The sequence below is a fragment of the Microvirga sp. genome (assembly GCF_014699075.1).
Classification (GTDB): Bacteria; Pseudomonadota; Alphaproteobacteria; order Rhizobiales; family Beijerinckiaceae; genus Microvirga.
Genome location: NZ_JACXAB010000002.1, coordinates 212,716 through 226,202, shown reverse-complemented (window position 1 = coordinate 226,202; position 13,487 = coordinate 212,716). Strand labels below are relative to the sequence as shown.

Sequence of the window (13,487 nt, the reverse complement as noted above, 5' to 3'; positions counted from 1 at the left end):
CCTCACAAGGGGCGGCTTTCCTTTTGCTCAGATTTCCAAACCCCATCGCCTTGGATCTCGGCTCATCTCAATTCTCGAGTTGGATTGTGAAGAGATGATCGAAAAATCCCCGAAAAGGAAAATGGCGATGGACAACCTCGAGCTTTACACAGCCCTGTCCGGCATTCGCATCCAGGTTCTGGCCCAGGCTGTTGCCTGCAAGACGGCCTTCGCCCGCGACCTCCACCAGCGCCTCGCCCAGCGGCTCAACTACATCTGCAAGAAGCTGCGCCTGGAGATCGCCGTCGCCGCCCGCTTCGGGGAAGAGGCCGAGGACATGACGGGCTGGCAGGGCCCGGAGGAAATCCACCTGCTCGACACCCTCTACATCGATCATGGCACCCAGGAGTACCTGATCAACAATGACGCCTGGTACTCGCTTGACGGCGACGGCGCTCCGTTCCTCTCCCCGGCCACCGACGAGATGACCGAAGGCCTCGACCGCTTCATCACGGAACTGGCCGAGTACGGCATTGGGGTCACCGCCCACTACGTCTTCATCCCCTGCGAGGATGAGCAACTGGCAGCCTGAGCCGTCCCGCTCCCCATTGCATCCTCAAGACTTCGGAGAAACGGCATGACCGCCGCATCGCTCAACAAGCCGGCCCCGCTCATCTGGACCGACCGGATCTCCACCGGCATGAGCCACGACACCTACTTCGGCAGCCGGACGCCAGGCGACCAGATCGTCTATGTCCTGAGAACGGATCTCTTCGGCGATGACGGCAAGATCGAGCGCTGGGAGGTTTGCTGGAACACCGGCTGCTATCCGCGCCGGGTGCCGGAGGCTCGCTACCACCCGACCCTGTGGGCCGCGATCGAAGCCGCCGAGGCCGAGGTCGCCACTATTACCGCCCAGCCGAAACAGCCCTGCCGCGCCTGCGGACCGCATTGCGGTATTTGGCAGGACGAAGCCGTTGATATCGCCGCCTAAGAAAGAGGATCAGAGGAATGTCAATTACCGTCAAACGCCCGAGGAAGCGGTTCCCCTGGAAGGGGCTCCTCCTCAAGCGCGACAGCTATCGGGACCTTAGCACCTGGTGGGGCGAGAGCTTCTTTCGGAGAAGGATCAGCTGACGGACGAAGGAAGGCCCCACGGGGCCTTTTTCATGCTCGCCTCCACAAACCCCAGTTATTGAACTGCCAGTTCAGCCCACAGTTGTTTAGAGACCTCAGTCATGTCCTGATCCAGCCGGACGACCTCATCCCTTACATCTTGCGACCAGAGCATGCTGTTTCGGCCATGCTGCTCGATAAGAGCATCCATTCGTCGATCCAACTCTTCCTCCCGGTCTCGCAGTTCTTTGAGTTTCGGTGTCTCAATCCGTTTCGGGAGCTCTTCCAGATCGGTGCGGCGTCGCAAGCGGTAGCTCACACCGTCCGGGACCGCCTCATACAGATGCTCCGGATAGTCATCGCCTTCGATCCATTCGTCAGGATTGAAGTCGGACCAGTCGCTATCGCTAAAGGGATCGCCCGCCTTCTCATCGGCTGCAGGCGAGATTGTCACCGACGCCTCGATATGGACCGGGGCACGATTCACCGCAGGAGAGACAACACCTTGAGGAACAGCCTCGGGCTGTACCCGGTCGTCAGTGCTCCCCCCGACAACAGTCTTCAGATCCTGCTGCGGAACCACTTTAGGGGCATCGCTCTGTGGGCGGACCTCAGATACCTCACCTACAGAGGCTTCTGACACATTCGATCGCGAGGCCTGCCTCGGCATCCTGGAAAGGATGCGGAAGATCGCCTCCTCATCAGCGTCCGGGTTCCTGGCCCTTACAGCCGCAATCTCGGCATCTGAATACCCGCTCAAATCAACCTGATAGCTGCTTACAGGTCGAAACCGTTTCGTCCTCACAAGCTCTTCATGCTCGTGCAAGAGCGCCTTCTGATCCTCCAGGAAGAGCCGCTCGGCTTCGACCCTCGCCATCTCGGCAGCCCGAAAGCGAGCAACACGCTCCTCGACCTCTTCAATCTTCTTCGGCAGCTGCTCCATGCGAATTTGCACACGGCGCTTGAGCACGCCCGGGCGCTCGGAGCCCCAGAAATACTTCTTGCCCTGCTTGCGTGCAGAGCCCTTGGAAACCGCCGCGGCCGCCGGTGCGCCCATGATCAAGCCTCTCGTCCTTACCTGAAGCGAGGCGCGAGTTAAGACTCACACCTCCGAATTAAACCGGACGCTACCATCGCTACGGCCAAGATTCAACGAAGGGACAGGCAGAAGGGACCGCTCCGCCTGACGGGACAGGTCAGCTTTTGGAGCTAAGCCCACATGACCTACCGGCAGCGGCAGGACAGGTCGCGCTAACGATTAAGCCTTACGGGACAAGGGCAGGTGGTCGAAAACCGCGCACCTGCCCTTGCAAGTAAAAGGCATGTCAGATTGTCGAATGGCATCCACCTTACACGATTTATGAGTGTGTAAGATATCCACAGTAATTCGACCTGACGCCCCGATAAGGCCGCGGACAGGTTCCTCTCATAACCGAACCGTCCGAGGATAGATCCCCGTCAGTCAGACCGCACAGATCGAAGATACGCCTGGAGACCTCACCAGATCCGGCAGGAGCTTCATCCGGCTCATCTGACAGCGGATATGGCCAGACACCAGAGCCGGGGCGGCAGCCGCGCAGGGGCGTTCGCCTGACACACCTGCCTGTCAGGGATGTCAGGTCTGGGCTATTTTCAGACCTGACATCCCGCCGGAGCCGAATGTCAGGTCACGGGCACTGAGAGACCTTTCCTCTATAGGTCAGGTCATCGGCAGCCTCCGGCTGACACTCCGCGCTGAACCCCTTACAGACCAAAGGATTCCGACCAGCACCAGCGAGGCCAGAACAGGCAGGGGCATGGATCACAGCACATGCCCTACCCTCGCCGGATCGCGCTGCGACAGCTGGACGGAAAGGGCATCGTCCGTCCCCGCCTGTCACGGCCAGCGTCAGGTCGGACCACAAGCAGACCTGCCGCCTGTGCCTGTCGACCTCCAGCCCTCGACCACTCGGGAGCCACACGGCGATCGAGCCGCCAGTTCCACAGCCTACCGGCCAGGAAGCAGCAGATCGGAGACAGGTAAGGTCTCAGCAAACACGAACCTTCCATTCGAATGTCAGGTCTGATCCCGTCCCACACCTGACCGTCCTTCGGCCGACAGGATAGGTCGATCCTGGTCGCCGCAACTCCCGGATCTCCCCAGCGCCCCGGCCGAACTCGCCAGCTCACCGGCCGCACTGCATACGGGCGAAGTAAAACCTCTTTGTTGAGCGTTCACAGAACGCCATGGTTCTTTTGCTTGGCCTGATTACACATCCTAAGCTTGACGCTCAGCGTAACTCATAACAGCGGGTGTTCCCCCGCGATTAAGCTTGAGCGTATTCATGTCAGTTTGTGCTGCCGGAATACATTTCAGCGGCAGAATGAGACGCGCTCTCACTGTGTGCGCGCCCCCAAACCCGCTAGGAGCGGCCTGGAGGCCGATCGAGGCAGGACAAGGCTCAAAAGGGGCCCTCTTCCAGCCCGGGAGGGGCCACAGGCCCCGTTTCACGTCCCGGATCACCCTACCCCGCCGACGGTCATAGCCTGCGGCTGTCGGATACCTCTGAAGCCAACAGACCCCACACAGGAGGGGTCCAGAGGGAGGTTTAGGGGCAGGATATTTTTTAGGGGCCCAATACCTCAAATCTGATGCACCTATCGGTTCATCGAGATTTGCTGTCTCTTACATTGGTCTCTGCGAGGCTGTCCCGGCGCGCTTTGGGTGAGCCCAAAGCGCACGATCCAGTGGGATCGTGGCCGGGTAGGAGCGAGGCTCGAGGTTGCTCATTGCAACCACGCCTCGCAATCCGGACGCGAAACCCGCGTCCATCGTGATTACTATGTGAATACTTGCCGTCGCAGAACGCTCCGGCTGCGGGCGGTCGACAAGCGTCCGCATGCTCTTTCGGCCTGCGCTGCTCTCAGGAGCAACTCGGCCAGGCTGACAAGCAGCCTCTGTGACCGTGAGAATAGACGCGGCGAGAACCGCCGCGGCATCAGCCGACACGTTTAAGGGGCCATTCGGCCCCTCCCTAATCTACCCGCCTCCCAGTCTCAGGGGTCGACGTCCACCGAGGCGATCTCCGCCTGGGATTGGACCCGAACCAACGGACCAAGGCTGCCCCGCCGATCCCGACCTTCGGCTGACCATCACGCCCGCTCAGACCTGAATCTCCGTCTCACTCTGGGCCGCTGTCTGCAAATTTGCATGTGGCGGATACAAGGGGCTGCCCAAGTTTCGTCCGAATGCTCCGCCTTTGGTGGGGTCCGAACTGTTCAGAGGACCCAGACGGAGACACCCATGGGTGAAGCAGAACCACAGGTTCAAGGCGCGCTGGCCTTGGCATCGGCGCCAAGCGGTACCGGCGGGGAAGGCCCTCCGCCTTCAGACCCCGGTCTCAAGAGTTCAACCATGAGGCGGCTGGGCGAGATCCTGCGTGCCGATTACGCCCAACTCGTCCAGGAACCTGTTCCGGAGGCTCTGCTCGCTGTCCTGGGTTTGGGGAACGATCCGAGGCGGCCTACCTAGTGGTATGTTCTCAGCGTTGATGCCGTCGAGCTATTCAGGCCCATGGCTGGAGGCGGACCTTTACCGAACCCGGTTTGAGTGCCGCCTCTGACAGGGGGGATCATCATCAACAAAGCCGTTGCTCCGACCACTCCAGTCAATACGCCCCTCCCAGGGTCCGACTTCACCGACGCCTATTCCATCCATGTCGCCGAACCCCTCAACGCGCTTGAAGCGGCCCGGCGGATGATGGAACGGCGGCCCAGGTGGGTGAGCGGCCTCCTCGTGCTACGCAACCTCGCCGTCACGCCATTTGGTCTCAAGCGTGGACCACCGGCGGGGGCCGAGCGGATTGGAATCTTCCCGATCGTGAGCGCGTCGCCGGATCAGGTTGTGATGGGGTTCGACGATGCCCATCTCGATTTCCGAGTGGTGCTCGAAGTTGCCCCGGAGGCAAGCGGGAAGCGGGTCACCGCAACGACTTTTGTGCGAACGAGAAACCGACTCGGCCGCGTCTATCTGGCCACGGTGAAGCCGTTCCACCGTGTGATTGTCAAAGCGATGCTGGCGCAAGTCGGCCGGAAATGAGACCAGGGGCTTCGTTCCAATACCTCATCCCCGGCTCGCGTCACCTGCCGGACCGTAGATCCCTTAGAGCTTGGTGCCCGTGATCTGAAGGGGAGCAGAACGTATCTTCCACTCTGCCTCCTCGGCAGCGACGGTCACCACAAACCGCTCTTGCCCGGTGCTCCAATCAGGAATTCGCACGGTCGCGTTAAGGGTCCCGCCCGCCGTTGTCTTCGCTTCCTCGAGAACCTCGTAGGCGGTCCGGGGCGCTCCGCCGCCGATGACCACCGCCGTATTGGCAGGAAGCCCCTTGGCGGATACCGTTACCGTTGTGCCGACTGTGCCGTTCCCAGGCGCAAGCGAGACCTCGGCCTTGCTCACATCAACGTTCGTGGACTTGATGCGGTCCCCAATGCCGCTAAGCCGCTGGCGCAGATCTGGGTTCTTGTCGAGGAGGCTGTCCACGGACGACGTGACATCCTTCGCTATTCCGCTCAGCGCGCTGCCGGCCTCGCGGGCAACCGATCCCAGCCGCTCGGCTGTCGGCTGACCAGTCGAGGCGGTCAGTTTCAGCTCCCGGCCAACCCGAAGATCATCGGATCCCTCAACCGCCGGGTTGGCCCGCAGGATGGCGGATTCGGATATATCGCAGCGGGCAGCGATGCTGCTGATGGTATCTGACCGGCCCACCTTAATTGCATCGCCACAAGGGGAGGATGGCTGCGCCCATGCCGGGCTGGTGCCAACGAGCGCAAGGGCAAGGGAGACGTGAAGGCGATAACGAGGGCTCATAAGGTTTCCTTGTGTCCGGCGTCGCCAAGGCCATGATGCCCTTGCCTAAGGGCGCCAAAGGCCTGCAACGGGTCAGAACTTCGGATGAATAACCGGCCCCGGCGAAATTCGTTGCCCGACCGCAGTGACACCGACACCTGCTATAGGGACGCCCTCGAAAGCGCCTCGGAAGCTTGCTCCTGACCCAGTAGGCTCTTTTCAGATGTATTCCGTAGAGGAGCCCCTGCTGGGAGCTTTCCAGATTGCCCGGTCTTCCCCAGTCAGTCTGTTGTGACTGCTTTCCCGTTTCAGCAGGATCAATAGAATGTTTCTTTTCTGCATCCGCAACGCCGGAACTTGGACATTGAAGCTCCTGCGGAGATGAGGGCTGGATGTAGCCTCAGCGCCGCAGGCAGAGCCCCACTTCCGGAATGCAGTGCCCCTCACCTCCAGACCTAGCGAACTCTCATTCCTCAGTTACGCCGGTCGCTTGGCCTCAAACATCTCAACCTCAAGCCGAACGAGTTTCCCGACCCGCATTAGAATGGCACTCACAAATCTGTAAGGGAGCCATACTGCCTCCGCTCCAAAACGTGATCTGGGTGATGAATTAAAAATAGATGAATCCGAATTTGCGTTCGCTTGCGCCCCTGCGGTAAAAGGGTGCATGACCTATTTCGCAAATCATTCCACTTATTCGCGACTGGCCCTGACGGCTGGAATCACACTGGCTCTGGGAGCCTGTCATAGTTCGATCCTGAAGCAGATTGGGGTCGTGGAACCGGTCGCGTTACCAGCCCCCACAGCACCAGCTCCAAAGGTTGCTCTTCCGACACCGAAGAAGGTCGCACATCAGGATCCACGCGAGCACGAATGTCTCGCGCGTGCGATGTATTTCGAGAGCAATCGGAACAGCACCGACGGCATGATAGCTGTCGGAACGGTCGTTATGAACCGTGTCGCGTCACCCAAGTACCCTTCAACGATCTGCGAGGTAGTCGGTCAGCGGCACCAGTTCGCGGATGGCGTCCTCACCAGAGACACTCCGGAACCCGGATTTGCCAGAGCCCAAGCCGCCGCGACCCAGGTTATGAACGGCGCCAGGCACGAGAGCGTTGCTGGATCGTTGTATTTCCATACGGCGGGTTTCCGGATTCCCTACAAGGATGCACGCTATTTGGTAGTGGCCGGCGGGAATGCCTTCTATACCAGGGGCGAGCCCCAGGCAGATCGTGCGCCTACGTTCACAACCTTGCGCCTCGCCTCGCTGCAATTCACTTCTCTCGTCATCCTCGATTGAGCAACGCAAAAAGGCCGCCCACCGGCGGCCCCTTGCGAACATCCCGGGAGCTATGCTCCTCAAGGACCAGATGCGCTACGGGTTCATCCCTGCGCAGTTTCCAGCACGTTAATATGACTGGCGACGAGAGTCAGCGACACAACGCGCTCTTCGTCTTTGTCTTCCAAGTACGCGAATGGAACGATCTTTCCACGTACTTCGATCAGATCACCTATGTTCAGCAAGGACATCATATCCTCACACTTTGCCGGATCCCGAACGAGGACTGTCATCTCGCACGCGCCCGCGTCTGGTATCTCGTCCATCGCCTCAGTTGTCGCAATCGCAATTCGGAGATTGCGCCCATGCTTCATCTCGAGGACTCGGCCAGAAAGGTTAAAACCCGCTCTGAACTTTGGTAGATCCCCGAAGACCTCTTCTAATCGATCGAGATCAAATCGTTGATACTTTCCCGGCAGCAAATCACTAGCCGCTGAAACTGCATCGGTGAGCCGAGCAAGGTTTCCACTTACAGCGATCGGCCGGAAGACAGAGCTCTTTATACTGTCGTCAAGTGAATTTCCCATGTTCCTGGTTGCCCCTACTTTGGGATTGTTATGCTCTTTCAAAGCGCGATCCTTATACGCTTTAATTCGGAGCCCACAAAGCTGAATCTCCGGGATGGTAAACATGTGAACCGTTCTTCGAAGTGTGGTTAAAAATCTGTAATCAGCACCAGCGCAACCACCTTTCGACCCCCAATGTTCAATAGGCACAATGTTTTACGCTGCGGCGGGTTCAGAAATTTTGATCTCTCGTCAAGATATGCTGAGACAAAACGGGCCAGCCAGCGGACCCAAAAAGGGCCAGCAAATCTAAAGGCGAATTAAACCATACTTGTAGTGTCATGTAACTCGGTGAGTGTGGTATACGTGCCTCACCCGTCACGAACTCAAATCACACCATGACCGAAGAAGAAGCCCAGGACATTGTCCGAAGAGATCTGGCGCGCTCGCTCGCAATGTCCAGCAGGATCGCAGAAGCAGAGCGTAGGGCCAAAGAACGGCTAAAACGCCGTAGCTCCTCATCGAAGAACCTGGCGGCTCTGGTTGAGGCGTTCAGCACCCCTGGGCTGCGATCTGCCAGGGATTTCAACGCGTCGATGGCGTTCAAGGTGGCATCCCGCCCGAAGGCTCCGGATACGGGCGGAGTTACCTTCCATTTCTCTGTGACATCCGTTTCCAAGACTAATCACACGGTTGCGGCATATGCTGGCCGCGCCCCTTCAGGCAGCGCGGCACAGCACGAAAGCTACATAGAGCGAGAGGGCGCCGCGGAGACCTTTGTCGATCCTGAATCCGCTAGGTTCGCAGGAAGCCACCACGCTCAAGGGGCTCACGCGGCGCAAACCTATATTGAGAGGGACGCCGCCTCTGAGAAGCACGAGGAGGAGAATGCCATTGTTATCTCGTCCTTTGGCAACATCGGAGACACTCGGGACGACCGTCTTTCCTTCTGGCAAAAGTTAGAGCAAGCAGAACGGAGCCCGAAGGACCACCGGTTCATCATCAATCCCTTTCGGGGATCGGAGTTTTGGGCGGCTATCGAGCGCCACGCTAAGGCTGGGCATGAAGTACCAAAGCCCCTAGCTAATGCGATCAAGCATAGCATGGGTGAAGTTAGCCCCTATGAAATACAGCTCAAGGACGAAGAAGCGATCGCCGTCCTCAAGTTCGCGCATAGTATGGGCGATTTCCAAACCGACGGCGCAATAAAGGTATCCCTAGGTCGTGGAGGAAGAGTTCAAACGCGAATAATTGCTGAGTTGCCGCATGAGATTACCGCGGCTCAGCGGCTCCAGTTGGCCAAGCAATATTGTAAGGAGTTCGAGCGGCAAGGTTTACCATACTGGGCTGTCATTCATGCTCCTGACCAACATAATGACTCCCGCAACTACCATATCCACATCGCTCTTAGTGAACGTCCAGCAAAGAAGATCCAAGATGAAGCGAATGGCTCGTGGAAGTGGGATTTTGAAATCGTAGAGACGTTCAAATCCCAAAGCCGAAATATGCGAACCCGGCGCCCCTTCATGCAAGAGCGAGTAAGGGAGATGAATAGTTTAGCCTGGATTGGATCCGAGCGCCGCCGTTTCTGCAATACGCTTAACAAGGTTCTAGAACAGTCCGGTAGTAGGAAACGGTACGATCACCGTTCCTACAAAGCCATGGGCCTGACTCAGAAGGCTAAAAAGCGGATCGACCCGAAGATCTACGCCAAGGAGCGCAAAGGCCAGGTCACGGAGCAAGGTATCGAGGCAGCTCGCCAGCAATGGGAGGCCGCTGCCGCAGACACCCAGCGCCAGGCGACCAAGGCAGCGAGGGATATGGTCGAAGCCAGTTACAAAAACCGCTTCTTCCTAACTCGGCTTTTTTCGGAGGAACACCCTGATACCGGTGCGTTCCAGACCGCCATGCGGAAGGCCGCTGATCTCCATGCTCTTGTCATCTCGGGGACTGCCGCTCAGTTTGCTGCTAACTTCGTGGCCGACAAGATGGTGTCGAGAGCCCGCCTGAAGGATCCTAAGAAGCGCACAAAGGTGGACAGAATCCTCATCGAAGTCGCCGCTGAGATCCGTGCGGTTGAAGTGAAACAGCTCAAGGCAGTCACTGACAGGTTTGGGGCCGAGTGTCGCGAGCAAGCTGTCAAGATCGCAAAAATCCAGTCTGACTACGTCAAACAGTTCCAGAAGCTGATGTTCGACCAGATGCTAGGCTCGATAGCTCCGTTGCAGAGTGCGGCGCAACGGGCCCGAAAAGCCGCTCCAAGGATGACAATGCAGGACATTGAGGCGATGGCCGCAAAGCTGTTTCCTAAGCGGAGCAGCCTATCAGACCCACTCCCAGAAGCACCCAAGAAGGTGGAGGAGACCTCGGCAATCGACCGGTACCTCGGCAAGAACTTCTTCAACCCGAAGAACGTCGGCAAAAAGCCAGTGCGTACCCCAAAGGCCCCCGCCCCTCCGTCGCGCCAGTCTTCTCCCGCAGCGCCATCTCAGCAGGCTCCAGCCCCGGCGCCCCCGGCTGCTGCCCAGAAGCCGGCCGAGATCCAGGCGCGCCCGTCAGATCCAACCCTGCAATCGACCGAAGAAAGATCCCCCGCTGAGCGTCCTGCTACCTCTGTAGATAAGCCCCGCACTCCGAGCCCTGCCACTATCGAAAGAGCGATCGGTGAGAGCCCGGGGACCCTGGCAACTACCAAGACCAAGGTCACACCCGCCCCTACGGTGGATGAAGTCAAGAAACCGGCTGTCCAGACTGCACCTCCAGTAACTCCGGCTGATGCGATGACAGATCTCAAGAAGCGGAAAAAGCGTAAACCGGAAGCCATTGAGCAAGCCCCTGCGGAAAAGCAGCCGGTGCCCGATCGGGAGGCTCGCCGTCGCGCAATCATCGCCCAGAGGAACCGCAATCGCGGCAAGGGTCGCTAGCGCATCACTTTAATTCTCGTTTTGTTCTTGTAATTCGGGAGAGGGTTGATACCTTGGCGGGTATCAACCTTCCTCGATCTGGAATCAGCACGAATGTTTGACGCGCAAGCGCTGGTGGATCTTTCAAAGAAAGGTCAGAAGCAAATTGTCGTGGCCATACGGCTCGCAGCGGCCCTCGCTGAGAGGGGACGGAGTATCAGCCGCCACGAGGCCGCCGCTGTGTGCAAGGTTTCCGAGCTCGTATTCGAAGAGGTGAAAAAGGATCTCGAAGAGTTCTTCACCATCCATGCCGGACGCATCGGGTTCAAGGACAAGGATAGCCAGCCTGCACCTTGGGAGATTGAGGACCCAAGGGCTGACCAGCGGGTCGCCAAGCACCTCGAGAGCCTCGCCAGAAAGCAGGAGAAGATCAATGCCGACACACCGCGGGGCCGGGCTGTCCGCGATCTGATCGCGCTCGGCCGAACCGAGCAGGAGGCCTTAAAGGACTATCACTGGCTATCCCACGCCCACGGGCATGATCGGTTAGTCCAGGCGATTGCTTACGCAATGCCTCTCAAACCTGCCGAACCGATCGCCATGATCCTATCCTGGCTGAAGCGCACACCAAGCACTCCGCCAGCTTCTCTCCGCGTCCCGAAGCCGTCAGTCGTCTTCAAATATGTCAGGCCCGCCAATCCGGAGGCGGCAAAGACGGAGTTCATCGGCTGGGAGGCCCCGCCTGATGGAGCTGACCTTTCCGCGCCCTCATGCACTTGGCCCCAGGGTGAGCGGCGGCGGATCTTCCGCCAGCGCACAGGGCATATCCGACTGGAGCTTCCCCCGCCGGGAATGCCCGTCCCGACAATTCACCAGGACATTGGCGTCCTCGTCCGCTGATCCAAGCCTACCGGGGCAGTTTGCTATGATGAATCCTTACGAAGAAATACTCGGCGCAGTTCTGCGTGATTCCAGCCTCTATGCGAAAGTGCGATTTCTCAATCCCAATGACTTCACCCAGGACGATCACATCCAGATTTGGACTGCGATCCGGGAAAGCGTCTCCGAAGGTCACGACCCAACGCTCGGACGCATCAACGCATCCACATTTCTTGAGGATCAGGATCTTCCCCGCCGGCTAGCCCATCGAGCATCGGCAAACGTCGACGCCCTTATCCGTCAAGCGCGTATCATTGCAGAGGACCGGAGTAGAGGCAGAGCCATAACATTGACCCGTGAGGCCCTGAAAAAGCTCGAAGACAAATCCGTTGGAGAATGGCGGGATGTCACCAAGAGCCTTTCCGACAATCTCGTCAGCGAGGCCCCAACCGGGCGATCGCTGAGCGCCAACGAGGTACAGAGACAATTGCTGTCCCGCCTGGACCGTCAGGAGGAGGTCAGGATACCCACAGGACTGCGCGCCCTCGACTCACGGCTCGGAGGCGGTTTGCACCCCCGCACCCTCACCATGCTGGGAGCGTTCGGCAAGACCGGCAAAACGGTTCTTTGCTCGACCATCAGCTACAATATGGAGCTCTCGGGGCATCCGCACCTGATGGCCTGTCTGGAGAGGGGCGGCACAGAGGTCGAGGCCCTTAAGACGGCCCGACGTGTCGGATGCAAAGCGTTTGATCTAGCCACTCATAAGGACCGGATCGCCGCCCTTCCGCCGATGAAGCGCTACTGCCACTATGTCCATGATACCTCCATGACCGTCGAGGATCTCAGGCACGAGATCCTGTATCACCGGAGGCGGCACGGCATCGTCGCAGCCCTGATTGACTTCTGGCAGCTGATCCAGGGCCGCGAAAAGGGCGAGACAGTCGATACGCACCGCACCAGGGTTGCCCAGACGCTTCAGGCCACCAGCGTCGATGCCGATATCCCGATTTTTATGACCTGCCAGCTCGACGACAAGGGGCGGAGCCGAGACAGTTCCTCTGCCCTGACCGCTTCCAACCTGTTCCTCATTCTGCATCGGGATCAGGATTCTGCCGAAGCCTGGATGGAAACCATCGTCAGCAACATCACCGACGAGATCGATATTGGAGGGATCGGAACCCCTCAATTCGCTTTGGACCGATCTGCCGGCCCCCATTTTAAAGACATCACCAGCCACTAGGCTGGCCATAGGCTCATCACGATGCACCAGGCGCCTCAACTGGCTATCCTCAGAACCGCTGCCGGCCTGTCCCAGCGGGACATGGCTGCACGGCTGAACACCAGCCAGCCTTGGATCTGCCGCCTTGAGGCGAACCCTGAGGCGGCAACCTACCGGTCGATACGCCGCTACCTCGATGCTCTTGGGTATGACCTGGTTCATGTGCCCGTGTTAAAGCGCGTTTGCACTTCATTATAATTCGGAACCGGGCTATAGATCGATGACCGGTCTTGATTTGAGAACCGTTCACGAATCATGGGTGGCCCGCCACCTACCAGCAGAGAGGGTCTAATGAGATACAAAACACACCTGGCAGTGGCGGCCTGCGCCATTGTGGCGATCGCAGCAATGACCATTGTAACCCCCGCATACGCAGACGTTTTCGGCGCCCTGGAGAAAAAGGGCAGCAACGCATTCCAAAATATCAAGAACCTGTCCTTCCTGGTGGGCGGCTTTGGCGTGATCGGCCTTGCCGTGATGGCGTATTTTGGCCGCTTCCAGTTCAAATGGTTCTTCGCCCTCATCGGTGGGCTTGCGCTGATTGCAGCTTCGGGCAGCATGGTTGACTACATCACCCAGGGCGGCGCCGATACATCCCAGGTATCGATCACTACAACCGATTTCGGCGACACGTTAACCGCTCGCTGATCCCACC

Annotated in this window: 13 protein-coding genes; 10 read left to right on the top strand and 3 right to left on the bottom strand. The window is 58.7% G+C overall.

Annotated elements, in window-relative coordinates; all coding sequences use genetic code 11:
- The first annotated feature begins 127 nt into the window (after positions 1 to 127).
- Positions 128 to 571: a hypothetical protein gene (locus IC232_RS04085; RefSeq protein ID WP_190843644.1), complete on the top strand. Its 444-nt coding sequence runs from the start codon at positions 128 to 130 to the stop codon at positions 569 to 571.
- Between the two features lie 45 nt (positions 572 to 616).
- Positions 617 to 973 carry a hypothetical protein gene (locus IC232_RS04080; RefSeq protein ID WP_190843643.1) on the top strand — a complete coding sequence of 119 codons (357 nt, stop codon included), beginning with the start codon at positions 617 to 619 and terminating at the stop codon, positions 971 to 973.
- A 198-nt stretch (positions 974 to 1,171) separates the two neighbouring features.
- On the opposite strand, the gene IC232_RS04075 is transcribed toward IC232_RS04080, so the two are convergent.
- Entirely contained in the window at positions 1,172 to 2,158 is a 987-nt protein-coding gene (locus IC232_RS04075; RefSeq protein WP_190843642.1) for a hypothetical protein, read from the bottom strand.
- A 2,220-nt stretch (positions 2,159 to 4,378) separates the two neighbouring features.
- On the opposite strand from IC232_RS04075, the gene IC232_RS04070 reads away from it, so the two are divergent.
- Together IC232_RS04070 and IC232_RS04065 are read left to right on the top strand one after the other, a co-directional pair.
- The gene (locus tag IC232_RS04070; RefSeq protein ID WP_190843641.1) at positions 4,379 to 4,606 is read left to right on the top strand and encodes a hypothetical protein; all 228 of its coding nucleotides are present in this window, start codon (positions 4,379 to 4,381) and stop codon (positions 4,604 to 4,606) included.
- Between the two features lie 78 nt (positions 4,607 to 4,684).
- Positions 4,685 to 5,173: a DUF2867 domain-containing protein gene (locus IC232_RS04065; RefSeq protein ID WP_312895102.1), complete on the top strand. Its 489-nt coding sequence runs from the start codon at positions 4,685 to 4,687 to the stop codon at positions 5,171 to 5,173.
- 63 nt (positions 5,174 to 5,236) lie between these two features.
- Here the strand turns inward: IC232_RS04065 and IC232_RS04060 are convergent, their stop codons facing one another.
- On the bottom strand, positions 5,237 to 5,944 hold the full coding sequence (locus IC232_RS04060) for a LysM peptidoglycan-binding domain-containing protein (protein WP_190843640.1): 708 nt from the start codon (positions 5,942 to 5,944) through the stop codon (positions 5,237 to 5,239).
- A 646-nt stretch (positions 5,945 to 6,590) separates the two neighbouring features.
- On the opposite strand from IC232_RS04060, the gene IC232_RS04055 reads away from it, so the two are divergent.
- Positions 6,591 to 7,223, top strand: coding sequence for a cell wall hydrolase (locus IC232_RS04055; RefSeq protein ID WP_190843639.1), 633 nt, complete (start codon positions 6,591 to 6,593; stop codon positions 7,221 to 7,223).
- Positions 7,224 to 7,306: 83 nt separating this feature from the next.
- Here the strand turns inward: IC232_RS04055 and IC232_RS04050 are convergent, their stop codons facing one another.
- Positions 7,307 to 7,894, bottom strand: coding sequence for a hypothetical protein (locus IC232_RS04050; RefSeq protein ID WP_190843638.1), 588 nt, complete (start codon positions 7,892 to 7,894; stop codon positions 7,307 to 7,309).
- A gap of 272 nt (positions 7,895 to 8,166) precedes the next feature.
- Here IC232_RS04050 and IC232_RS04045 point away from each other — a divergent pair, with 272 nt between their 5' ends.
- The 5 genes from IC232_RS04045 (at position 8,167) to IC232_RS04025 (ending at position 13,480) form a co-directional block, all read left to right on the top strand.
- Positions 8,167 to 10,692 carry a MobA/MobL family protein gene (locus IC232_RS04045; protein WP_190843637.1) on the top strand — a complete coding sequence of 842 codons (2,526 nt, stop codon included), beginning with the start codon at positions 8,167 to 8,169 and terminating at the stop codon, positions 10,690 to 10,692.
- Between the two features lie 93 nt (positions 10,693 to 10,785).
- Positions 10,786 to 11,571 carry a hypothetical protein gene (locus tag IC232_RS04040; protein ID WP_190843636.1) on the top strand — a complete coding sequence of 262 codons (786 nt, stop codon included), beginning with the start codon at positions 10,786 to 10,788 and terminating at the stop codon, positions 11,569 to 11,571.
- Positions 11,572 to 11,899: 328 nt separating this feature from the next.
- Positions 11,900 to 12,793 (top strand): DnaB-like helicase C-terminal domain-containing protein, encoded by an 894-nt coding sequence (locus IC232_RS04035; RefSeq protein WP_190843635.1) that lies wholly within the window; start codon positions 11,900 to 11,902, stop codon positions 12,791 to 12,793.
- A 21-nt stretch (positions 12,794 to 12,814) separates the two neighbouring features.
- The gene (locus tag IC232_RS33200) at positions 12,815 to 13,030 is read left to right on the top strand and encodes a helix-turn-helix domain-containing protein (RefSeq protein ID WP_190843634.1); all 216 of its coding nucleotides are present in this window, start codon (positions 12,815 to 12,817) and stop codon (positions 13,028 to 13,030) included.
- A gap of 93 nt (positions 13,031 to 13,123) precedes the next feature.
- Entirely contained in the window at positions 13,124 to 13,480 is a 357-nt protein-coding gene (locus tag IC232_RS04025; RefSeq protein ID WP_190843633.1) for a TrbC/VirB2 family protein, read from the top strand.
- Positions 13,481 to 13,487: the final 7 nt, after the last annotated feature.

Excerpts from the sequence above, each read along its gene's own strand:
- IC232_RS04085 (WP_190843644.1), top strand. The coding sequence starts at position 128 with ATGGACAACCTCGAGCTTTACACAGCCCTGTCCGGCATTCGCATCCAG.
- IC232_RS04080 (WP_190843643.1), top strand. The coding sequence starts at position 617 with ATGACCGCCGCATCGCTCAACAAGCCGGCCCCGCTCATCTGGACCGAC.
- IC232_RS04070 (WP_190843641.1), top strand. The coding sequence starts at position 4,379 with ATGGGTGAAGCAGAACCACAGGTTCAAGGCGCGCTGGCCTTGGCATCG.
- IC232_RS04060 (WP_190843640.1), bottom strand. The coding sequence starts at position 5,944 with ATGAGCCCTCGTTATCGCCTTCACGTCTCCCTTGCCCTTGCGCTCGTT.
- IC232_RS04055 (WP_190843639.1), top strand. The coding sequence starts at position 6,591 with ATGACCTATTTCGCAAATCATTCCACTTATTCGCGACTGGCCCTGACG.
- IC232_RS04050 (WP_190843638.1), bottom strand. The coding sequence starts at position 7,894 with ATGTTTACCATCCCGGAGATTCAGCTTTGTGGGCTCCGAATTAAAGCG.
- IC232_RS04045 (WP_190843637.1), top strand. The coding sequence starts at position 8,167 with ATGACCGAAGAAGAAGCCCAGGACATTGTCCGAAGAGATCTGGCGCGC.
- IC232_RS04040 (WP_190843636.1), top strand. The coding sequence starts at position 10,786 with ATGTTTGACGCGCAAGCGCTGGTGGATCTTTCAAAGAAAGGTCAGAAG.
- IC232_RS33200 (WP_190843634.1), top strand. The coding sequence starts at position 12,815 with ATGCACCAGGCGCCTCAACTGGCTATCCTCAGAACCGCTGCCGGCCTG.
- IC232_RS04025 (WP_190843633.1), top strand. The coding sequence starts at position 13,124 with ATGAGATACAAAACACACCTGGCAGTGGCGGCCTGCGCCATTGTGGCG.